The sequence below is a fragment of the Ferruginivarius sediminum genome, assembly GCF_003344765.1.
GTDB classification, from domain to species: Bacteria; Pseudomonadota; Alphaproteobacteria; order Kiloniellales; family Rhodovibrionaceae; genus Ferruginivarius; species Ferruginivarius sediminum.
In genome coordinates this window covers 14,790-36,339 of record NZ_QPMH01000011.1, presented here as the reverse complement: position 1 = coordinate 36,339, position 21,550 = coordinate 14,790, and the positions used below count along the sequence as shown (strand labels likewise).

Sequence of the window (21,550 nt, the reverse complement as noted above, 5' to 3'; positions counted from 1 at the left end):
CGTCTTGCGGGCGAGCGACGAAAGCTTTTCCGATGTTGCCCCGGTGGGGGCGCGTCACGTCAGGGGAATGAGAGGGGTGGCCACCCGCCGCGCGGACGGGCACATACACGCGGCGGGCGGCCATGGGGGCGGGGGCCCCCGTCCGAGTGGCGGTAGAAGACGGAAAACCGCCCTGGACAGACCTCTCTACGCGGACAAGGCGCGTCCGGTTCACCGGGCCTGGCGGAAAAATCGCTTCGCGGTGAAGGTTCTTCGTTCGCGAGGGAACGTTGCACCGATCGCCGCGCACCCCTATGTTCGGCGCGCCGGTGCGGGACCATCTGAATGAAATCGTTGCGTCCCAGCGGCGCGCGCCATCTGACAACGACAGACGCAGCTTATGACCGATCAGAAACTGATCCGGAACTTCGCGATCATCGCACACATCGACCACGGCAAGTCGACCCTGGCCGACCGCATCATCCAGCTTTGCGAGGGGGTGAGTGAGCGCGAGATGCGCGAGCAGTTCCTGGACAACATGGACCTGGAGCGCGAGCGCGGCATCACCATCAAGGCGCAGACGGTGCGCCTGAACTACCGCGCGCCTGACGGGACGGAGTACACTCTCAACCTGATCGACACGCCGGGGCACGTCGATTTCTCCTACGAGGTCAGCCGTTCGCTGAAGGCGTGCGAGGGCTGCCTGCTGCTGGTCGACGCCAGCCAGGGCGTGGAGGCGCAGACGCTGGCGAACGTCTACCTGGCGCTGGACCACGACCTCGAAATCATTCCGGTGCTGAACAAGGTCGACCTGCCCGCCGCCGAGCCCGAGCGGGTGATGGAGGAGATCGAGAACGTCATCGGCCTGGACGCCACCGACGCGCTGATGATCTCGGCCAAGACCGGGCAGGGCGTCGGCGACGTGTTGGAGGCCATCGTGAAGCGGGTTCCCGCGCCCAAGGGCGATCCGAAGGCGCCGCTGCAGGCCCTTCTGGTCGATTCCTGGTACGACCAGTACCTGGGCGTCGTCACGCTGACGCGCGTCTTCGACGGCACGCTGAAGCCGGGGACACGGGCCCGGATGCTGGGCACGCGCGCGCTGCACGACGTCAGCGAGGTCGGCACCTTCAATCCCCGGCGCACCAAGGCCAAGCAACTTGGTCCCGGCGAGCTTGGCTACCTGATCGCCGGCATCAAGGACATCGACGAGACGCAGGTCGGCGACACCATCACCGACGAGGCGAACCCCTGCGCCAAACCGCTGGAAGGCTACAAGCCCAGTGTGCCGGTGGTGTTCTGCGGGCTGTTCCCGGCGGACGCGGGGGATTACGAGGACCTGCGCGACGCGCTGGGCAAGCTGCGGTTGAACGACAGCTCGTTCCAGTTCGAGCCGGAAAGCTCGCCCGCGCTGGGCTTCGGCTTCCGCTGCGGCTTCCTGGGGCTGCTGCACCTGGAAATTATTCAGGAGCGGCTGGAGCGCGAATACGACCTCGACCTGATCACCACGGCACCGTCGGTGGTCTATCGCGTCATGCAGCGCAACGGCGAGGTCCTCGAACTGCACAACCCGACCGACCTGCCCGACCCCGTGCACATCGAGGCGATCGAGGAACCCTGGATCAAGGCGACCGTGATGGTGCCCGACCAGTTCCTCGGGAACGTCCTGAAGCTGTGCGAGGAGCGCCGAGGCCGGCAGGTGGACCTCACCTATGCCGGCGACCGGGCGATGGTGGTCTACAATTTGCCACTGAACGAGGTGGTCTATGATTTCTACGACCGCCTGAAGTCCGTGACCTCGGGTTATGCCTCCTTCGACTACCACATGGAAGGCTACCACGAGGGCGACCTGGTCAAGCTGGACATCCTGGTGAACGGCGAGAAGGTCGACGCGATGGCCCTGATCGTTCACCGCAGCCAGGCCGAGCCGCGCGGGCGCAGCGTGTGCCAGCGCCTGAAGGACCTGATCCCGCGCCAGCTTTTCAAGGTCGCCGTGCAGGCCGCCATCGGCGGCAAGGTGGTGGCGCGCGAGACCGTGCCGGCGATGCGCAAGGACGTGACCGCCAAGTGCTACGGCGGCGACATCACGCGTAAGCGCAAGCTCTTGGAGAAGCAGAAGGCCGGCAAGAAGAAGATGCGCCAGTTCGGCAAGGTGGAAATCCCGCAGTCGGCCTTCCTTGCCGCGCTGAAGATGGAGGAGGAGTAAAGGGGGCTCAGCCCTCGAACAGCCGCCGGTCCCACCAGACGGGTTCGGCAAGACCGGTTTCGATCTCGCCGAAATCGGGATGCGCTGGATTGATGACGACGTTGCGTTCCAGCCGGGCAACGAACGACGGCACCAGCAAGACAAGGGAGCGGCACTCCCGCACCCAGGCGGCGCCGTGGTCCCGAGAAACGCTGGCCTCGGGGCTGTTCCAGCCGAGTAGATGGTCCTTCGAGACGACCTCGTAGGTTGCGCCGCGCGGCACGGTGATCGTGACGAAATGCTGGTTGGGCGGCAGGCGCCCCGCGCCGTGCACCAGTTTCTCCAGCATCGCCGTGGCGTAGTTCTCGCTGGCATAGATGACGGGCGTGTCGACCGTGTTCCATCGTCCCGGATAAAGCCTGGAGCCCGCCGCGCTGAAGATCGGATAGGTGCCGTCCGGGTCGCCGATGCGAAAACACGTGAGGGTGCGGTCCAGCCGCTGGGCCGTCATGCGGCCGTGCCGTACTTCAACCTGCCGAGGATTTCTTCGACGGTGTGCGCGCCCACGTCGGTGCGGGCCACATCAAGCGGCCGGCGGCCGCGAAGCAGGGGATGCGGCTCGCTCAGGAAGCGCCGGGCCGCCTCGTCGTCGCCCCAGACGTCGAGTGCGAAGGCCCAGAGGCGGGCAAGGCGCTCCACCCGCTCGCTCTCTTCCGTCGTAAGGCGGTTCTGCCGCTTGCGCCGGGCCAGCGTGGCGCGGGCAATGACATGGCCACGGAACGCCGGGTCGCCGGGCGCGATCAGTCGGCAGACTCGGTCCAGCGCCGCCACCGGAAACCCCTTTTCCAGCGCCTCGGCCAGATCCAGCCCGCTTTCGATCGGTCCATTACGTCCAAGGCCAAGCACCTTGGCGACCTCGCCGGAACCGACGGTCATGACCACCTCCGCTTCATCTGAGGCATAATATAATCTCAGATGAAACTCGCGGCAATGGGCCGGATAAGCCTCACCGCGCCACGGCGTAGCCTTGCATGAAGCGCGGGTTGGCCGCCGCCTTGACCTGGCCGTCCGCCTCGCGCCCGACGGCCGAGAGTCGGCCCAGCGACCAGCCGTCGGCGACCTCCACCTCATGGCCGCGCCGGCGCAGTTCGGCGATGGTTTCCTCGGAAAAGCGATCCTCCAGGGTCAGGCTGCCGGGATCGGCAAGGCGCGGGAAGAAGGACGCCGGCATGTGGTCGATCTGGAACATCGGCGCGTCGATGGATTCCTGCAGGTTCAGGCCGTGGTGGACGTGACGCAGGAAGAAGGTCAGCGACCACTGGTCCTGATAGTCGCCGCCGGGTGTGCCCCAGGCCAGCACCGGCGCACCATCCTTCAGCGCCAAGTTGGCGGAAAGCGTCGTGCGCGGCCGCTTGCCGGGCTGCAATGCGCTGGGCATGTCCTCGTCCAGCCAGAACATCTGCGCGCGCGTGTTGAGACAGAAGCCAAGCTCGGGAATGACGGGCGACGACTGCAACCAGCCGCCGGAAGGGGTGGCGCTCACCATGTTGCCGTGGCGGTCGACGATATCGAGGTGACAGGTATCGCCCGGCTCGGCGTCCTGCACCGTCGGCTCGCCGCCGCCCAAGGCGTCGAACGCCTCCCCGTGCTCCGCCCTGGTGCGCAGGACCCTGTCCAGGGCGCCGCCGTAACCCTCGACCGTGCCGGGGCGCAGCTCGCGCGAGGCCTGCTCGCCCGCCAGCGCGCGGCGGGACGCGGCGTAGTCGGCGGAGAGCAGCGTTTCCATCGGCACGTCCGCGAAATCCGGGTCGCCATAGAACGCCTCGCGGTCGGCGAAGGCCAGCTTGGCGCACTCGACGACGGTGTGGACGAAGTCCGGGCCGTTCGGGTCCATCGCGTCGAGGTCGAAGCCGTCCAGCAGCGCCAGTTGCTGCAGGAACACCGGCCCCTGGCTCCACGGGCCACCCTTGCACACGGTGTAGCCGGCGTAGTCGTAGGTAACCGGCTTTTCCTTCGTGGCGTTCCAGTTGGCCAGGTCGTCCTCGCTCAACAGGCCACCGTGGCGGCGGCCGGAGACGTCCATTACCTCCCGGCTGCGGCAGAAACGCCCGATGGTTTCGGCGACGAAGCCCTCGTACCAGGACTTGCGCGCTTCCTGGATCTGCCCCTCGCGGCCGCCGCCGCGGCGCTCGGCCTCGTCCACGATGCGTCGGTAGGTCTCTGCGAGGCGCGGGTTGCGGAAAAGCGTTCCCGGCGCCGGCACGGTGTCGCCCGGCAGGTAGACGGCGGCCGAGGTGGGCCACTCCTCCCGTAACATCTTCGCGACCGTGCGGATCGTCTGGCTGATGCGCGGGACCACGGGGAAGCCGTACTCGGCATAGTGGACCGCCGGCTCCATCACGTCGCGCAGGCGCAGTGTGCCATGGTCGCGCAGCAGCAGCATCCAGGCGTCGAAGGCGCCGGGGACGACCGAGGCCAGGAGCCCGGTGCCCGGAACCATGTCGAGGCCCAGGCTGCGAAAGCGTGCGATGGTTGCCGCGCGCGGCGCTGTGCCCTGGCCGCAGATCACCTCCGGCCCATCGCGGCGCCGGTCGTGCAGAAGGATCGGCACCTCGCCGCCGGGTCCGTTCAGGTGCGGCTCCACCACCTGCAGGACGAAGCCCGTCGCAACGGCCGCGTCGAAGGCGTTGCCACCCTTTTCCAGGATCGCCATCCCGGCGGCCGATGCAAGCCAGTGGGTCGAGGCGACGGCGCCATGGGTGCCGCGCAGTTCCGGGCGGGTGGTGAAGGTCAACTCAGGGCCTCCTTTCGCTTCGTGGCCTTGGGTGCTCAGGCTGTCATCGGGAAGCATTGCGCAGGTAGCTTTGCAGGCCGGCGTTCGCAAGGCGGCCGCGACTGGCGACAAGACAGGCGGCTTCGTCTAGGATGCGCCGCCGGCGCGCGCGGCGAAACCGTGAAGCGCGAGTGACAAAGATACGAAGAAGGGACCCGCCGACCAATGGCGATCGAGCATCCATACCTGATGTTCCTGGGCGACGCGCCCGACCAGCTTGCCGCGAAGACGGCGAAGGGCGTGGCGGATTGGCGCCCGGAGTGGTGCAAGGGGCAGTTCCGGCTTGACGGCTGCCAGGCTTCGCTGGGCCTCGACGACATGACGATGGAAGAGGCCGCCGACGCCGGCTGCCGCACCGTCGTCGTCGGCGTGGCCAACCGTGGCGGCGTGATCTCCGAGGCCTGGACGGACGTCCTCGTCCGGGCGCTGAATCTCGGCATGGACATCGCTTCCGGCCTGCACGGCAAGCTGGCCGACGTGCCGCGCCTGAAAGAGGCGGCGGAGCGCAACGGCCGCAAGCTGTTCGACGTGCGCCATCCCACGCGCGGCTTCGCCGTCGCCGACGGCAAGAAGCGCCCCGGCAAGCGCCTGCTGACGGTGGGCACCGACTGCTCGGTCGGAAAGATGTACGCCTCCCTTGCGGTCGAGGCGGAGATGCGCCGGCGCGGCATGAGCGCCGATTTCCGCGCGACGGGTCAGACCGGCATCCTGATCGCCGGCGACGGCGTCTCGGTCGATGCGGTGATCGCCGACTTCATCTCGGGCGCGGTGGAATGGCTGACGCCGGCGAACGATCCCGGCCACTGGGATGTCGTCGAGGGCCAGGGCTCGCTGTTCCACGCGTCCTTCGCGGGCGTTTCCACCGGCCTGCTGCACGGCGCGCAGCCCGACGCGCTGGTATTGTGCCACGAGCCCACGCGCAAGCACATGCGCGGCCTGCCGGACTACGGGCTGCCGCCGCTCGACCTTTGCCGCCGCCGGAACGAGGAGGTCGCCCAGTTGACCAACCCGGCGGCGCGGACCATCGGCGTGGCGGTCAACACCTCGGCCCTGGACGCGGAGGCGGCGCGGCGTTGCCTCGCGGAGATCGAGGATTCGCTGGGCCTGCCGGCGGTGGACCCGGTGCGCGACGGCGTCGCGCGGATCGTCGACGCGCTTGCATGAGTGCCAGCGCGCGATGCCGGTAAGAACGCCCGCTCAGGTCTCGCGGATGACCTCCGCCACGGGGAAGGCGGGCCGGTTCCTGCTGTCTGACGCGAGCCTCGCATGCCCGCCCTTCTGAGATTGAGCGACCGGCTCGCCGCCGTCGTCACGCTCGCCGGGAAGGCAGCGGGGTGGCTGGCGGTGGCGATGATGGTGGTGATCGTCTTCGACGTCGTCGGCCGGCGCTTCTTCCATACCGGTTCCACCATGCTGCAGGACTTGGAGTGGCACCTGCACGGGGCGATGTTCCTGCTGGCCTTCGGGTTCGCCTATCTTCGCGATGCCCACGTGCGCATCGAGTTGCTGCGCGAGCGCTGGCGCGCGCGGCCGCGCGCCTGGATCGAGATCGCGGGCATCGTGCTGTTCCTGCTGCCGTACTGCGGCATCGTGATCTGGTTCGGTTACGACTTTGCCGAGCGGGCGTTCGTCCGCAACGAGGGTTCGATGGGCGGCATGGGCCTGCCGCATCGCTGGATCATCAAGTCGATGCTGCCGGTCGGCTTTGCCGTCATGGCGCTGGCGGGGATATCCGTGCTGCTGCGGCTGGTGGCGGTCCTGGCCGACCGGGACGCGGACGGACGGGGGCGCGCCTACCTGATGCAGGAGCCGGGCGTGCACGACGACGAGGCCACGACGTGACGGGCACGGGCGCGACATGGAGGCTCTGATCGATCTGCTGCCGGCGCTGATGTTCGTCGCGCTGGGCGGCCTGCTTTTCACCGGCTTGCCGGTCGCCTTCGTCGTGGGTGGCGTGGGATTGGCCTTCGCGGTTGTCGGTATCGGCGTGGGCGAGTTCCGGCCGATGCAGTTCGCGCTGATCACCAACCGCATTTTCGGCGGCATCGTCGAGAACCTGGTCCTTGTCGCCGTGCCGATGTTCATCTTCATGGGCGCGATGCTGGAGGTCAGCGGCATCGCGAAGGATCTGCTGCGCTGCTTGCAGGTGCTTATGCGCCGGGTGCCCGGCGGACTGGCGCTGTCGGTGGCGCTGATGGGCACGATCTTCGCCGCGACCACGGGTATCATCGGCGCGTCGGTCGTGCTGCTGACGCTTCTGGCCCTGCCGGTGATGGTGCAGCGCGGCTACGCCCAGACGCTGGCGTCGGGCACGGTGGCCGCGTCGGGCACGCTGGGAATCCTGATCCCGCCGTCCATCATGCTGGTGGTGATGGGCGATCTGCTGTCGATCTCGGTCGGCACGCTGTTCGTTGCCGCGCTGGTGCCGGGCCTGATGCTGTCGGTGTTCTATGTCGCCTACATCGCCGGGATCGCCACGCTGCGGCCGGCGTTGGCGCCGCCGATGCCAGCCTCGGAAGGGCCGCAAGACCTGCGCGGGCTGATCGTCATGATGGCGCGCAGCTTCCTGCCGGCGGTGTTCCTGATCGTATTGGTGCTCGGCTCCATCGTCGGCGGCTTCGCCACGCCGACCGAAGCCAGCGGCATCGGCGCTGCCGGGGCGACGCTGCTGGCTGTCGTGAACCGCAGGCTGGACCTGCGCACGCTGGACAAGGTGGTGGAGAAGACGGTGCTCACCACCGCCATGCTGTTCCTGATCTTCGTTGGCGCGACGGCGTTCTCCTACGTCTTCCGCGTACTGGGCGGCGAGCACATGGTGATCGACTTCATCAACGCCGTGGGCGTGGGTACCTGGGGCATCCTGCTGGTTTTGATGGGGATCGTATTCGTCCTGGGGTTCTTCTTCGACTGGATCGAGATCACCCTGATCGTCTTGCCGATCTTCGCGCCGGTGGTGGAGCTGCTCGACTTCGGCGAGCACGTGGCGCGCGGCGACGTGGTGTACTGGTTCACCGTGCTGGTCGCCATCAACCTGCAGACCAGCTTCCTGACGCCGCCTTTCGGCTTCGCGCTGTTCTACATGAAAGGGGCGGCGCCGCGGTCGGTGGCGATGAGCCACATCTACCGCGGCATCGTCCCCTTCGTCCTGTTGCAGCTCCTGGCGTTGGCCCTCGTTCTGGCGTTTCCGGAGATCGCCATGCTTCTCCCGAACGCGGTGGAGGGATAGCCGCATAGCGGAAGCGGTGGCGGAATACGTTTCTTCTGGAAAGAAAAAAAGAGGAAGATATATTTTTTCAAGGATCCCGGTCTGCCGAAGTATTCAATGGCAAGGGGTCGTGCGCCTGACCGTGCAAGGACAACCAAGAACAGCCCACCATGCAGGTTGAACATTTCATCGCGTTCAACATCACTCTTCTGGCGGCGATTGCAAGCCCGGGGCCCGCGCTGCTGATTGCGATGCAGACGACACTGAGTGCCGGCCGCGGGCCGGGAATCGCCATCGGATGCGGACTTGGCCTGATGGCAGCCATTTGGACCATGATGGCGCTGCTCGGCCTCAACGCCGTTTTCGAAACCGTTCCATGGTTCTACGGCGTAGCGAAATTCATTGGCGCCGGATATCTTCTATACATTGCGTGGCGGATGTGGATGGGGGCGAATGAGCCGATCAAGGCTCATTTCAAGCTGGAACGTCATGCGTTCCGGCAAGGTTTCCTCGTCAACTTTCTCAACCCAAAAGCAATATTGTTCGCAGCCGGTGTCTTGGTGGTTATCATTCCCCCGGATATCACGATGGCTGAGAATTCGTTTGTGGTTCTCAACCATTTGCTTATCGAGTTGATCTTTTATACATCACTCGCGTTTGTCATGAACAGCTATGCGGTCAGCCGGCGGTACATGAAAGCCAAAGCCTACATCGACCGCACGGCATCGCTGGTCCTCTGCGCCCTGGCGTTCAGACTTCTATTGAGCAATTGATAGGCCGAGGCAGCCTACTCGAAGTCCTCCGGCTCCGCGTGATGGTCGCGGCGTTCGCGGCGCCAGCGCTGGAAGGCCTCGGCATCCTCGCGGTCGGAGAAGCCGAAGGACATCGACCGGCCCTGGCTACGTGTTTCGGGGCCGTAGACGATCGTCCAGTAGCCCTTGCAATGGCCTTCGCACCAGGACTTCTCGGGCGCCATCAGGGCCTCTTCCTGCAACGGGCGGCGCGTGGTGCCGACGAAGACCGTGTGCTTTGCCGAGCCGCGCAAGCGCCGGGTGTCGCGCACATTCGGGGCTGGCACCTCCTCCCGGCGGAAGCTCGACATCGTCGCCGCACCCGGTGCGGCGGTGACAGGCAGACGAAGCGTCATGCCGTGACATTCCTCCTATTGCTTTCCACATCCTCGCGGCCGGCGGGGACGGCGGCCTCGCGGCCGACCTCGCACAGCCGGTCCAGCAGGCCGATGGCCCGATCCCAGTACCAGGCCCGGCGCGTTGGCCGCGCCAGGCACGACACGGCCGCGATCAACAGGCGCGCGACGGCCTCGGCCTGTTGCACGCCCGCGCAATCGCGATAAGCCGTGATCGCGACGCGCAGTGGACCGATCAGCGCGGCGTGGTCCCACCCCGCGTCCTGCGCCAGCGCGGGCTGCCGGTCCACGGGCGTTGCCGCCAGTTCCCCGGCCAGCATCGCCGTCAGCTCCGCGGCGCGCCTCTGGGCGTGATCGTGGGCGCCCGCCTGCAGGTCCGTGACGATTGCCGGCAGAAGCGTGTGCATCAATTCGGCCTGTACGATCTCCCGCCGCAAGGCGTCGTCGCCGGCGACGGTGCCCAGGATACGCGGGGCGAAGGGGATCAGGCGCTGGCGCGTGGCGCGGTCCATGGCATCGTTGACCGGCCGGGCGAAGGCCGCGATCAACGGCGAGGCACTGGCCGGCCGGTCGCTGTGGACTTCTCCGGCCAGCACGGCCACCAGCGACATCACGCACAGGCGTCCGCGTGCCGGGTCGCCGCGGCTTCGCACCAACTCGATGTCTCCCAGCAGGCGTTCGGTGCGTGGATCCTGAACCATCGCCTCAATGCTCCCTTCCGTGCGGGCAACACCCGATCCTTGACTTTGGCGCACGCAGCCGCGTTCGCCAAGCCCGAACAGGGCAGGAACGTTGCCGGGCCGGATTTCGCGGCCAGGGGGCGTGGACGGGCAGGGGGCTGTTCAGGTGGTGTCGAGCAGCCGCTGGCGGGTGAAGGCGGATTCGATCGCCTCGTCGATGGTTCGCTTCTCTGGCGCGCCGCCGTGGGCCGAAAGCTCCAGCTCCAGGGCGTGCAGCAGGGAACGCGCCACGTCGGCCTTGCCTTGGTTGCAGGCCTGTTCGTGGGCGGCGGCGATCTTGTCGCTGAGGCGGCGGGGCTGTTCTTCGCTCATGGGGCGCATCTCTAGGCAAGCATCTGTTTCGAAATCGTGAACGACGAACTCTTTCGACGTTAAGGATTTCGACATGCTTTCGCCCGCATTCTCGCCGCGCTGGAGAGGTACGCTTGGCCGGGATATAGCAGGGAGTGCAGAGCGGTGCGCGACGACGGCGGCCAGTTTTCCGATTCATGCCAGTCCGAAGCCGACGCCAGGGACCGGCGCGCATACAGGCGCACGCGCGTGCTTTGGGGCGCATCGCTGCGGTGCGCGGGTGACGAGGGTACGCTTTCCGTCACGGTCGCGAATATCTCGGCCGGCGGCGCCAAGCTGGTATTCGCGGAATACCCAAACGAGGCGGAGGCGGTCGTCGCCGACCAGCTCGACCCCGACGTCGCCACCATCCTTATGCTGCCCAGCATCGGCGAATTCCCTGCCAAGGTGGTCTGGTGCGGGCGCGGGCGCCTTGGCATCAAATTCACGGAACCGCCCGAAGAGGTCGCTGCGATCATCGGCCCGGTGATCGACCTCACCCCTGACTAAAGCCTGGGACGGCCAGGTTTGGACCGACCTGGTTTTTTACGCTAACTCCAGCGGGTATATTCGGTTTACCGGACTCTGGGCATTTTTTACCAAAAGGAGTAAATCCGAAAGATAGGTGGTCAATCGGATCGCACTGGCCGATATTTTTTAACAAACATCCACCGCATTACCGAGGCCATCGCCGATGTCCGAAATATCGAATGTTCCCGAGTCCTGTCAGGACCACGACGAGCGTCGCCGGGAGTTCCTCGAACTTTGCGGCAAGATGGGCATGGCCGTGCCGCCCACGGTTATGCTGCTCGCCTCAAGCCGCAACGCCCTGGCCTCGCATGGCCGCGTCGTCGTGGGCGGCGACACGGGGGGCGATTATGGCGGCGGCCCCTCCGGTGGCTCGTTCGGTGGCGGCGGCGCCGGCGGCACCACGGGCGCCAGTGGCGGCGGCACCGTTATAGGTGGCGGAAGCAACGGCGGCCTCGGCTGGCGCGGCGGCCTTGGCGGCGGCGATGTCGAGCGCGGCTGGTGGTTCGCCCGGATTGTGGATCGGGTATTCGCGCGCCTGTTCGGGTTTTAGGGCAACCGTCTACGCCAGCCGGTGGCGGAACAGCCACACGGCAACCGCGCCCGTCACCACGGCGATGATCGCCATCGGCCAGAGCTGCTGCACGACAAGATCGCCCGGCAGGTCCTGCAAGAACAGGCCGCGCAGGATCACCAGCATGTAGCGCAGCGGGTTGGCGTAGGTGAGCGCCTGCACGAAATCGGGCATGTTATCGACGGGCGTCGCGAAGCCCGAGAGAATTACCGCCGGCATCAGGAACAGGAAGCTGCCCACGATGGCCTGCTGCTGCGTGCGTGCGAAGGCGGAAATCATCAACCCCACCCCGGTCGCCGACAACAGGAACAGCACCAGCGACAGCGCCAGCAGGAGGTGGGAGCCTCGAAGCGGCACCTCGAACCACCAGATCGCGGCCAGCACGATGAAGGCTCCCTCGATCACGCCGATCGCCAGCGCCGGGACGGTCTTGCCGACAAATATCTCCAGCGGGCGAAGCGGCGTGACGAGCAATTGATCGAAGGTGCCCAGCTCCCGCTCGCGCGCGACCGATAGCCCCGCCACCACCGTCGTGACCACCAGCGTCAGCGTCCCGACAAGGCCGGGGACGATGAACCAGCGGCTCTCAAGCTGCGGGTTGAACCAAGCGCGCGTCACCAGTTCCGCCGGCGGGCCGGGCTGGTCGTTCTCCGCCGCCATGTCGCTGGCGTAACCGGTCACGATCTCGCCGGCATAACCAAGCAGCACCAAGGCGGAATTGGATCGCCGGCCATCGACGATGATCTGGACCTGCGCGGTGTTGCCCGACTTGAGGTCGGCGGCGAAGGTCGGACCGATATGCAGCACGGCCATGGCGTCCTGGCGGTCGATGGTCGGCGCGATCTGGCGGACGTGTGTCAGGCGCCTTACCGGCTCGAATCCGCGCGAGGCGGTAAAACGCGCCACCAGTTCGCGCGATTCCCGGCTGCGGTCCTCGTTCAGGACGGCAAGGCGCGCGTTCTCAATGTCGTAGGTCGCGGCGTAAGCGAAGAGGAAAAGCTGGATCAGCGGCGGGCCGAACAGCACCGCCCGGCTGCGCGGATCGCGCCAGATCGCCAGGAACTCCTTGATGACGAGGGCGAACAGTCGCGCGATCATCCGCCTACTCCAGGCTCTTGCGGGTGCGCCGGCCCGCGATGAGCAGCAGCCCCGTCCCGAAGAGTGCCAGGGCCAGCAGATTGGGCCAGATCAGCGGCCAGATGTTCCCGGCCAGGAACAGCGTCTGCAGGATCGCGACGAAATAGCGCGCCGGGACGATGTAGGTCACCGCCTGCACCCACGCCGGCATCGCCTCGATGTCGAAGATGAAGCCGGAGAGCATGATGGCGGGCAGCATGGTCAACAGGATCGCCGTCTGCGCCGCCACGAACTGGTTGCGCGTGACGGACGAGATGACGAGTCCCATGCCCAGCGCCGTCACCATGAATACCGCCGACGCCGCGGTCAGTACCAGCAACGACCCGCGCAGCGGCACCTCGAAGACGAACACGGCCATCGCCACGGACAGCGCCATGCCGCCCATCCCGAGCGTGAAATAGGGGATCAGCTTGCCCAGCAGGATTTCCGAGGTACGCACCGGCGTGGCGAAAAGCGCCTCCATCGTGCCGCGTTCCCACTCGCGGGCGACGACGAGCGCGGTCAGCAGGGCGCCGATCAACGTCATGATGATCGCCACCAGGCCGGGGACGATGAAATTGCGGCTGTCGACGGCGGGGTTGTACCAGACGCGCTGCTCCACATCGATGGTCGCACGGGCGAGGGCCGGGTCCTCCAGGCCGCGCTGCGCCAGCCAGTTGGCCCAGGCGCCGCGCAGATAGCCCAGGAGCACGCGCCCACGGTTGGCGTTGGTGCCGTCGACGATGGCCTGGATTGGCGCCGGCCGGATATCGCTGGCATTCAACTCGCCAGCGAAGGTTTCGCGCAGCACCACGATGGCGTCGATTTCCCCCGCCAGCATCGCCCGTTCCGCGGGCGGGCGGGCATGCATGATCCGGGGGACGAAGTACTTGGAGTTGATCAGCGAGGCGACGAAGTCGCTTGCTTCCGGCGTGGGGTCCTCGACCACGACGGCCACCGGCACCTCGCGCGCGTCCAGCGAGACGCCGAAGCCAAACAGGAACAGCAGCACCGCCGGCAGTACGAAGGCGATGGCGAAGGAGGACGCGTCGCGGCGCACCTGCAGGAACTCCTTGCGCACCAGGCCGCGTATCCGGCTGCCCGCGCCACCGGTCATGCCGGCGCCTCCGCTGCCGCCGGCCCTTCCTGCGCCTCGATCAGCCTGATGAAGGCGTCCTCCAGGCTGGCGTCGAGCCGTCCCAGATGCGTCTGCTTCAACTCGTCGGGCGGGCCGCTGGCGATGACGCGGCCGCGGTACATGATCGCCAGCCGGTCGCAGTATTCCGCCTCGTCCATTACGTGGGAGGTCACCAGCACCGTCACCCCGCGCTCGGCCATGGCATTGATGCGGGCCCAGAACTCCCGTCGGGTCAAGGGATCGACACCGCTCGTCGGCTCGTCGAGGAACAGGATCGCCGGCCCGTGCATCAGGGCGCAGGCGAGCGACAGCCGCTGCTTGAAACCAAGCGGCAGGCCGGCGGCCGAGGCACCGGCATAGGGCTCCAACTCGAAGTCCTTCAATGCCCGGCGGATCGCCTGGCGCGCGCCGCGGCCGTATAGGCCGTAAGCGCCGGCGAAGAAGTTGAGGTTCTGCCGCACGGACAGGCCGCCATAAAGCGAGAACGCCTGGCTCATATAGCCGATCCGCGCCCGCGCGTCGGCCCTGGCATGGGCAAGGTCGAAGCCGGCGACCCGCGCCTCGCCGCCGCTGGCCGGCAGCAGGCCGCAGAGCATCCGGAACGTGGTCGACTTGCCGGCGCCGTTGGGTCCGAGCAGGCCGAATATCTCGCCGCGCCGCACCGTGAAGTTGACCCGGTCCACCGCCGTGAAGTCGCCGAAACGCTTGGTCAGCTCGCGCGTCTCGATGGCGGTGTCGTCGCCGTCCGCATGCTTTCGCCAGTCGTCCTCGTGTCCGCTGGCCTCTTCCGTCTCCGATGCGTGCTGGCCGCGAAGCCGGGCGACGACGGCGTCCTCGAACCGGGGCTCGACGGACTCGGCCTCGCCGGCGGCCCCAACCTCCTTCGCGTCGGGCGGCGGCGTGTCTTTCTCCAGTACCAAGCGTAGCCCGCGCCCCTGGATCTGCGCGTCCAGCACGCCCCGATGCGCGCTTGCCAACGCCTGAACGTGCCGCCGTCCGGTCTCGCCCAGCGGCATGCGGAAGCAGCGGCCGCGTACTTCGGCCAAAAAATTGTCCGGTGGCCCCTGGGCCAGCAGCCGGCCCTCGTCCAGCAGCCAGACGCGGCTGCAGCGCGCCGCCTCGTCCAGGTAGGCGGTGGACCACAGCACCGCCATGCCCTGCTCGCTGAGTTCCCGGACCATCCGCCACAGCTCGCGGCGGGAGAGCGGATCGACGCCGACGCTAGGCTCGTCCAGCAGCAGGACCCTGGGCGGATGCACCAGCACGCAGGCCAGGCCCAGCTTCTGCTTCATGCCGCCGGAAAGATTGCCGGCCAGCCGGTCGGTGAAGGGTTCCAGCCCGGTGAACGACAGCAGGCGCGCCATTCTCTCCCGCCGCTGCGAGCGCGGCAGGTTCTGCAGATCGGCATAGAGGTCCAGATTCTCCGCAACGCTGAGATCCTCGTAGAGGCCGAACTGTTGCGGCATATAGCCCAGCGTTCCGGGTTCGGGCGCGCCGTTCCGCCCGGCGACGCGCAGCGTGCCCGAGCTTGGCTTGTACAATCCGGCAATCAGGCGAAGCAGCGTGGTCTTGCCGGCACCGTCGGGTCCGATCAGCCCGGTGATGCTGCCGGCCTCGGCCTCCGCGGCGATGTCGTCCAGGGCGGGACGACCGGATTTGCGGAAGCGCTTGCCGACACCCGCCAGCGCCACCACCGGCTCGCTCATCCCCCGGACCCCTGGCGCTTGGCGGTATCGGGCAGGCGTACGGTGACGGGCATGCCCTGGCGCAGGCCGTCGTCCGGGTTCTCCACGATCACGCGGACCCGATAGACGAGGTCGGTGCGAAGCTCGGGCGTCTCGACGCTTTTCGGCGTGAATTCCGCCGTCGGCGAGATGTAGCCGATATGCCCGGTGTAGGCCTTGTCCGGATAGCTGTCGGTCGTGACCTCTGCCTTCATGCCGGGCACCACCTTGCCGAGGTTCGGGCCGTCCACATAGGTGCGCACCCGCACCGGATCGCGGATGGCGAGGGTCAGCACCGACGTTGTCGGGGCCACCGTCGCGCCGGGCTCGCGGATACGCGTCAGGATGGTCCCGGCGGCCGGGGCCAGAAGCTCGGTGTTGTCCAGCCGTTCGTGCGCGAAACGCAGCGTCGCGCGGTTGAAGTCCAGCTCGGCGCGCGTCGCGGCGATGGTTTCGCTGCGCGGCCCCTCAAGCGCCAGCGCCAGCTCGGCCTCGCGCTGGTCCCGCAGGGCCTTGGTCTCCTCGTACGCGCGCTTCGCCTCGTCGAATGCCTGCTCGGAGACGTTGTTGCTCGCCAGGAGTCGACGGCGGCGCTCAAGCGTGGCTTCCGTCTCCTCGACGCTCGCCTTGGCCTGCTGCAAGGCGGCGCGGGCGCGGTCGATCTCTTCCGGGCGGGTGCCGTTCTCAAGCTCCCGTAGGCGCGCTTCGCTTTGCTGCACGCGGGCGCGGGCCGCCGCCACGGCGTGCTTGTACAGTTCCTTGTCCAGGCGGGCCAGAAGCTGGTCGGAACCGACGTCGTCGCCTTCTTCCACCAGCACCTCGGTGATCTTGCCCTCGGCGTTGAAGGCCAGGTCCACCTGCCGGATATCCACGTTGCCGTAGAGCGTCAGAACGCCGTCGTCCTTCTGGGCCGCGTAGGTGGAATAGGCCCAGTAGCCGCCGGCGCCCATGGCGGCCAGAACAAGAACGGCGATAAGAAAGCGGGGGGACTTCATTCGCCTGACCGTTCCTTGGAACAAACTCTGCCCTCAATAAGGCGCGGGCGGCGGATATGGCAATGCCAGGGCGCGCAACGCGGCGATGCCGGCGGCGCTATAGCGGCCAGACCTGCAATATCAGCGGCACCGCGACGATCAGGATCAACGCGTCCAGCGGCAGCCCCATGCGCCAGTAGTCGCCGAACTTGTAGCCGCCCGGCCCCATCACCAGCAGATTGGACTGGTGCCCGATCGGGGTGAGGTAGGTGGACGAGCAGGCAATCGCCACGCCCATGAGGAACGGATCGATGCTGACGCCCAGGCCCTGCGCGATCGACACGCCGATGGGCGCCATCAACACGGCGGTGGCGGCGTTGTTCATGATGTCCGACAGCAGCATCGTCACCATCATCAACAGCGTCAGAATGCCCCAGGGCGGCACCGACCCCGCCAGTCCGAGGATCGGATCCGAGATCACGGCCGTGCCGCCCGTCGCTTCCAGCGCCTGTCCCACCGGCAGCATGGCGCCAAGCAGGATGACGATAGGCCACTCCACCGCGTCGTAGATCTCGCGGACCGAGATCGCGTTCGTGAGGACCTGGACCAGCACGGCCAGAATGAAGGCAATGTGCGGCGGCAGGACGCCAAAGGCGACCAGTCCGATAGCGCCGGCGAAGATCAGCGGCGCCGTCGCGCTGGTCCCGCGCCGGCCCAGCGGCAGCTCGCGTTCGGCAAGCGGCAGGCAGCCCAGCGCCTGGAATGCCTCCGGCATGGCGTCGCGCTCGCCTTGCAGCAGCAGCACGTCGCCGGCGAGGAAGCGAACTTGGCCCAGACGTTCCGTGATGGGGTGACCCTGCCGGGCAACACCCAGCAGGTTCAGCCCATAGCGCGTGTGCAGGCGCAGACTGCGCGCGGTTCGCCCTTCCAGGCGCGAGCCGGGGGTCACCACCACCTCGACAAGGCCGACGCGCTCGCTGCGCAGGTTCTCGGCCGACAGCTCGGCCTCCCCCACCATGTCCAGCCCGGCCTGCTTCGCCAGCCGCTGCAGTGCGGCCGTGTCCGATTCGATGATCAGGATGTCGCCCGCCTGCAGACGCAGATAGCCGGATGGCGCCAGCATCCGGTCCTTGCGTCGCACCAGTGCCACCACCGCGACGTCGCCCTGCGCCAGCGTTTCCAGTTCCACGAGCCGGCGGCCGACATAGCTCGACCCCTCGGGCAGGCGCACCTCGGTGATGTAGTCCTCAAGCTGGAACAGCGATTTCCCCTCGACCTCGCCCTGGCGCTCCGTTGGTAGAAGCCGCCAGCCGAGAAGCGAGACGAAAGCCACGCCGGCCGCGGCCACGCCGAGTCCCACCGGGCTGAAATCGAACATGCCGAAGGCTTCACCAGTCTCGCCGCCGCGATAGCTGGCGATAATGATGTTGGGCGGCGTGCCGATCAGCGTGATCAGCCCGCCCAGGAGCGAGGCGAACGACAGCGGCATCAGGATCATGCTGGCCGGCCGCTTGCTGCTGTGCGACGACTGCAACGCGACCGGCAGGATCAGCGCCATGGCACCGACGTTGTTCATGAAGGCCGAGCACGCGGCCGTCAGGCCGGACAGCGCCATGATGTGCGAGGTTGGCCGTCCCGTCGTGGGGCGCAGCACCCGCGTCAGCCACTCGATCAGGCCAGAGTTGCGCAGGCTGCGCGAAAGAATCAGCACGCCGACGACGGTGATCACGGCGGGGTGGCCGAATCCCTGGAAAGCCTCGCGCATCGGGACGATGCCAAGCACCACGGCGGCCAACAGCGCCGCGACGGCCACCACGTCATAGCGCCAGCGCCCCCATGCGAAAAGCAGCAGGGCCGTCGCCAGGATGGCGAACAGCATTATCTGTTCGGTCGTCATGCCGTTCAGGCCAGCTTTCCCACCGTCGCTTCATCGGCCGAAGCGCCCTTTTAAGGGTTCGCGGCCCCGGTGTCGATAAGAGCGCGAGTCTATCTTTCGTAGAATGATGGGCCACAGCCGATCTGAGGCGAGGCCCATGCTGCGCTGCAACGGAAAATCCGAACCGCAAGTTGACGCGCTGCAGCATGCTGCCTACTATCGCGCCGCAGCCCGCCCAAAAGCTTTCAGCTTACGATGGAGCACGCCATGAGCGGTCCTCAACCGCCGGCGAATCGGCCGGCCGATCCCCGATTTTCTTCCGGTCCCTGCGCCAAGCGCCCGGGCTGGAGCCTGGCGGCGCTGGAGGGGGCCTTTCTCGGGCGCTCGCACCGCGCCAAGGACGGCAAGGCCAGGATTGCCGAGGTCATCGAGCGTTCGCGCACGCTGCTGGGCATTCCCGACGACTATCGCGTGGGCATCGTGCCCGCCTCCGACACCGGCGCGTTCGAGATGGCCATGTGGTCGCTGCTGGGCGCGCGCGGCGTCGACGTGCTGGCCTGGGAAAGCTTCGGCAAGGGCTGGGTGACGGACATCGTCAAGCAGCTCAAGCTCCCCGACGTGCGCACCTTCGAGGCGGACTACGGCGCGCTGCCGGACCTTTCGCAGGTCGACGCGGCGCGCGACGTCGTCTTCACCTGGAACGGCACGACATCGGGCGTGCGCGTCCCGAACGGCGAGTGGATCGCTGGCGACCGGCAGGGTCTGACGCTGTGCGACGCCACCTCCGCCGTTTTCGCGATGGACATTCCCTGGGACAAGATCGACGTGGCGACGTGGTCCTGGCAGAAGGTCCTCGGCGGGGAGGCGCAGCACGGCATGCTGGTGCTCTCTCCGCGGGCGGTGGCGCGGCTGGAGAGCTACACGCCGGCGTGGCCGCTGCCGAAGGTTTTCCGGCTGACCAAGGGCGGCAAGCTCAACGAGGACGTCTTCAAGGGCGCGACGATCAATACCCCGTCGATGCTGTGCGTCGAGGATCATCTCGATGCGCTGAAATGGGCGGAGGAAATCGGGGGACTTCCCGAGTTGATCCGCCGGGCCGAGGCCAACCTGGACGCCATCGCCGCTTGGGCCGGCGAGCGCGACTGGGTGGACTTCCTGGCACAGGACCCGGCCGTGCGCTCCTGCACGTCGATCTGCCTGAAGATTGTCGATCCCTGGTTCGCGGGCATGGACGACGCGGGCAAGGCGGACACGGCAAAGCGCATGGTGCAGATGCTGGAGAAGGCCGGCGCCGGCTACGACCTCGGCAGCTACCGCGACGCGCCGGCCGGCCTGCGCATCTGGGGCGGCGCTACGGTGGAAACCCGGGACATCGAGGCCCTGCTGCCCTGGCTCGACTGGGCGTTCGAAAGCGTCAAGGCCGAGCGCGCGGCGGCCTGAGCCGCCAGGGTCGGATTCAGCCGCCGCCCTCGACGGCGGCCCCGCGAATATCAATGCGCCCTTACCGAGGCAGCCGGCGCGCGCCCGCGCCCGGACACGATGGCTGCGAATAATTGATGGAACCCAAGGACATGCCGAAAGTTCTGATCGCCGACAAACTCAGCCCCAGCGCCGTTGAGGTGTTCCGCCGCAACGGCATCGAGGCGGACGTTGCCGTCGGCCTGACACCGGAAGAGCTGAAGGAGAAGATTTCCGCCTATGATGGCCTGGCCGTGCGCTCGGCGACCAAGGTCACCTCGAGCATCCTGACCTCGGCCAGCGGCTTGAAGGTCGTCGGCCGTGCCGGCATCGGCGTCGACAACATCGACGTGCCCGCCGCGACCCAGCGCGGCATCGTCGTGATGAACACGCCCGGCGGCAACGCGATCACCACGGCCGAGCACGCCATCTCCATGATGCTGGCGCTGGCCCGGCGGATTCCCCAGGCCAACGAGTCGACGAAGGCGGGCCGCTGGGAGAAGTCCAAATTCACGGGCGTCGAGGTGACGAACAAGATCCTCGGCGTCGTCGGTTGCGGCAATATCGGCGCCATCGTCGCCGACCGCGCCCGCGGCCTGAAGATGCGGGTCGTGGCCTATGACCCCTTCCTCTCGCACGAGCGCGCGCGCGACATCGGCGTGCGCAAGGTCGACACCCTGGACGAGCTTTACAAGGACGCCGACTTCATCACGCTCCACGTGCCGATGACCGATCAGACCAAGGGCATGATCGACGCCGGCGCGATGACGCAGATGAAGCCGGGCGTGCGCATCATCAACTGCGCGCGCGGCGGCCTCATCGTCGAGGAGGACCTGAAGGCGGCCATCCAGGAGGGCCAGGTCGCGGGTGCGGCCATCGACGTCTTCGAGGAGGAGCCGGCCAAGAGCAACCCGCTGTTCGAGCTTGAAGAGACCATTTGCACGCCGCACCTGGGCGCCTCCACGAACGAGGCGCAGGAGAAGGTGGCGGTGCAGATTGCCGAGCAGATGTCCGACTTCCTGCTGACCGGCGCGGTTTCCAACGCGCTCAACATGCCCTCTCTGACGGCCGAGGAGAGCGAGCGCCTGGGCCCCTATATGACGCTGGCGGAGCAGCTTGGCTCGTTCGCCGGGCAGTTGACCGAAAGCGGGCTCCGCGCGGTGACGCTGGAGTACGAGGGCCATGTCGCCGAGTTGAACACCCGGCCGCTGACGCAGACGGCGCTGGCCTCGCTGCTGCGGCCGATGCTGGACACGGTGAACATGGTGAACGCGCCCGTCATTGCCCGCGAGCGCGACATCGACGTGGCCGAGATCAAGTACGAGCGGCCCAGCGACTATCACACGCTGATCCGCCTGACGGTCCAGACGGAGAACCAGAAGCGCTCGGTCGCCGGCACGCTGTTCGGCGGCGACAAGCCGCGTCTCGTCGAGATCAAGGGCATCCCGGTGGAGGCTGAGGTCGGTCCGCACATGCTCTACATCACCAACGAGGACAAGCCGGGCCTGATCGGCAACCTCGGCCGGACCCTGGGCGACGCGGGCGTCAACATCGCGACCTTCCACCTGGGCCGCGCGGCCAGGGGGTCGGACGCCATCGCCCTGATCGAGATCGACGAACCGTTGTCGCCCCCTGTCCTCGACCAGGTCCGCAAGCTGCCGCACATCAAGCAGGTGAAACCGCTGCGGTTCTGATTCCATCCCGGCGCGGCGGGCCGCTCGCAAGCGCCCGCCGCCCAACCCCACG

Annotated in this window: 20 protein-coding genes; 9 read left to right on the top strand and 11 right to left on the bottom strand. The window is 67.3% G+C overall.

The features are described from left to right. Positions 1-379: 379 nt before the first annotated feature. Positions 380-2,182, top strand: a complete 1,803-nt coding sequence (gene lepA, locus DRB17_RS12420; protein WP_114582536.1) for a translation elongation factor 4 — start codon at positions 380-382, stop codon at positions 2,180-2,182. Positions 2,183-2,189: 7 nt separating this feature from the next. Here the strand turns inward: lepA and DRB17_RS12415 are convergent, their stop codons facing one another. The 3 genes from DRB17_RS12415 to DRB17_RS12405 form a co-directional block, all read right to left on the bottom strand. After that, the gene (locus tag DRB17_RS12415; protein ID WP_114582535.1) at positions 2,190-2,672 is read right to left on the bottom strand and encodes an RES family NAD+ phosphorylase; all 483 of its coding nucleotides are present in this window, start codon (positions 2,670-2,672) and stop codon (positions 2,190-2,192) included. Continuing rightward, on the bottom strand, positions 2,669-3,097 hold the full coding sequence (locus DRB17_RS12410; RefSeq protein WP_114582534.1) for an antitoxin Xre/MbcA/ParS toxin-binding domain-containing protein: 429 nt from the start codon (positions 3,095-3,097) through the stop codon (positions 2,669-2,671). Before DRB17_RS12410 ends, DRB17_RS12415 begins: the two co-directional genes overlap by 4 nt. A 70-nt stretch (positions 3,098-3,167) precedes the next feature. Continuing rightward, the gene (locus tag DRB17_RS12405; protein ID WP_338322697.1) at positions 3,168-4,955 is read right to left on the bottom strand and encodes a gamma-glutamyltransferase family protein; all 1,788 of its coding nucleotides are present in this window, start codon (positions 4,953-4,955) and stop codon (positions 3,168-3,170) included. A 204-nt stretch (positions 4,956-5,159) separates the two neighbouring features. Here DRB17_RS12405 and dgcN point away from each other — a divergent pair, with 204 nt between their 5' ends. The 4 genes from dgcN to DRB17_RS12385 all read left to right on the top strand — a co-directional run bounded on the left by dgcN (position 5,160) and on the right by DRB17_RS12385 (position 8,972). Next, positions 5,160-6,158: an N-acetyltransferase DgcN gene (dgcN, locus tag DRB17_RS12400; RefSeq protein ID WP_114582532.1), complete on the top strand. Its 999-nt coding sequence runs from the start codon at positions 5,160-5,162 to the stop codon at positions 6,156-6,158. Between the two features lie 102 nt (positions 6,159-6,260). Beyond that, entirely contained in the window at positions 6,261-6,836 is a 576-nt protein-coding gene (locus tag DRB17_RS12395) for a TRAP transporter small permease subunit (RefSeq protein WP_114582531.1), read from the top strand. A 16-nt stretch (positions 6,837-6,852) separates the two neighbouring features. After that, positions 6,853-8,220: a TRAP transporter large permease gene (locus DRB17_RS12390; protein WP_114582530.1), complete on the top strand. Its 1,368-nt coding sequence runs from the start codon at positions 6,853-6,855 to the stop codon at positions 8,218-8,220. Between the two features lie 149 nt (positions 8,221-8,369). Continuing rightward, positions 8,370-8,972 (top strand): LysE family translocator, encoded by a 603-nt coding sequence (locus DRB17_RS12385; RefSeq protein ID WP_114582529.1) that lies wholly within the window; start codon positions 8,370-8,372, stop codon positions 8,970-8,972. A 14-nt stretch (positions 8,973-8,986) separates the two neighbouring features. Here DRB17_RS12385 and DRB17_RS12380 read toward each other — a convergent pair whose 3' ends face one another. From DRB17_RS12380 to DRB17_RS12370, 3 genes are all read right to left on the bottom strand, one after another. Continuing rightward, positions 8,987-9,346 carry a hypothetical protein gene (locus DRB17_RS12380; protein ID WP_114582528.1) on the bottom strand — a complete coding sequence of 120 codons (360 nt, stop codon included), beginning with the start codon at positions 9,344-9,346 and terminating at the stop codon, positions 8,987-8,989. Then, positions 9,343-10,047, bottom strand: coding sequence for a hypothetical protein (locus tag DRB17_RS12375; RefSeq protein WP_114582527.1), 705 nt, complete (start codon positions 10,045-10,047; stop codon positions 9,343-9,345). Before DRB17_RS12375 ends, DRB17_RS12380 begins: the two co-directional genes overlap by 4 nt. Before the next feature lie 141 nt (positions 10,048-10,188). Continuing rightward, positions 10,189-10,398: a hypothetical protein gene (locus tag DRB17_RS12370; RefSeq protein ID WP_114582526.1), complete on the bottom strand. Its 210-nt coding sequence runs from the start codon at positions 10,396-10,398 to the stop codon at positions 10,189-10,191. A gap of 144 nt (positions 10,399-10,542) precedes the next feature. On the opposite strand from DRB17_RS12370, the gene DRB17_RS12365 reads away from it, so the two are divergent. Further along, a complete protein-coding gene (locus DRB17_RS12365) occupies positions 10,543-10,926 on the top strand; it encodes a PilZ domain-containing protein (RefSeq protein WP_161958802.1) in 384 nt (127 codons plus the stop codon). 184 nt (positions 10,927-11,110) lie between these two features. Then, positions 11,111-11,497, top strand: a complete 387-nt coding sequence (locus DRB17_RS12360) for a hypothetical protein (RefSeq protein WP_114582524.1) — start codon at positions 11,111-11,113, stop codon at positions 11,495-11,497. 9 nt (positions 11,498-11,506) lie between these two features. Here DRB17_RS12360 and DRB17_RS12355 read toward each other — a convergent pair whose 3' ends face one another. The 5 genes from DRB17_RS12355 to DRB17_RS12335 form a co-directional block, all read right to left on the bottom strand. Beyond that, the gene (locus tag DRB17_RS12355; protein WP_114582523.1) at positions 11,507-12,616 is read right to left on the bottom strand and encodes an ABC transporter permease; all 1,110 of its coding nucleotides are present in this window, start codon (positions 12,614-12,616) and stop codon (positions 11,507-11,509) included. Between the two features lie 4 nt (positions 12,617-12,620). Then, positions 12,621-13,751 (bottom strand): ABC transporter permease, encoded by a 1,131-nt coding sequence (locus DRB17_RS12350; RefSeq protein WP_114582522.1) that lies wholly within the window; start codon positions 13,749-13,751, stop codon positions 12,621-12,623. Beyond that, complete coding sequence (locus DRB17_RS12345) at positions 13,748-15,478, bottom strand: ATP-binding cassette domain-containing protein (RefSeq protein WP_114582521.1); 1,731 nt, start codon at positions 15,476-15,478, stop codon at positions 13,748-13,750. The genes DRB17_RS12350 and DRB17_RS12345 overlap by 4 nt, the downstream gene beginning before the upstream one ends. Beyond that, the gene (locus DRB17_RS12340; protein WP_114582520.1) at positions 15,475-16,491 is read right to left on the bottom strand and encodes an HlyD family secretion protein; all 1,017 of its coding nucleotides are present in this window, start codon (positions 16,489-16,491) and stop codon (positions 15,475-15,477) included. Before DRB17_RS12340 ends, DRB17_RS12345 begins: the two co-directional genes overlap by 4 nt. Positions 16,492-16,588: 97 nt before the next feature. Then, complete coding sequence (locus DRB17_RS12335; RefSeq protein WP_114582519.1) at positions 16,589-18,367, bottom strand: SLC13 family permease; 1,779 nt, start codon at positions 18,365-18,367, stop codon at positions 16,589-16,591. 246 nt (positions 18,368-18,613) lie between these two features. Between DRB17_RS12335 and DRB17_RS12330 the strand changes: the two genes are divergently transcribed. Next, positions 18,614-19,786 carry a phosphoserine transaminase gene (locus DRB17_RS12330; protein ID WP_114582518.1) on the top strand — a complete coding sequence of 391 codons (1,173 nt, stop codon included), beginning with the start codon at positions 18,614-18,616 and terminating at the stop codon, positions 19,784-19,786. Positions 19,787-19,917: 131 nt separating this feature from the next. Beyond that, positions 19,918-21,498: a phosphoglycerate dehydrogenase gene (gene serA, locus DRB17_RS12325; protein WP_114582598.1), complete on the top strand. Its 1,581-nt coding sequence runs from the start codon at positions 19,918-19,920 to the stop codon at positions 21,496-21,498. The last annotated feature ends 52 nt before the right edge of the window (positions 21,499-21,550 follow it).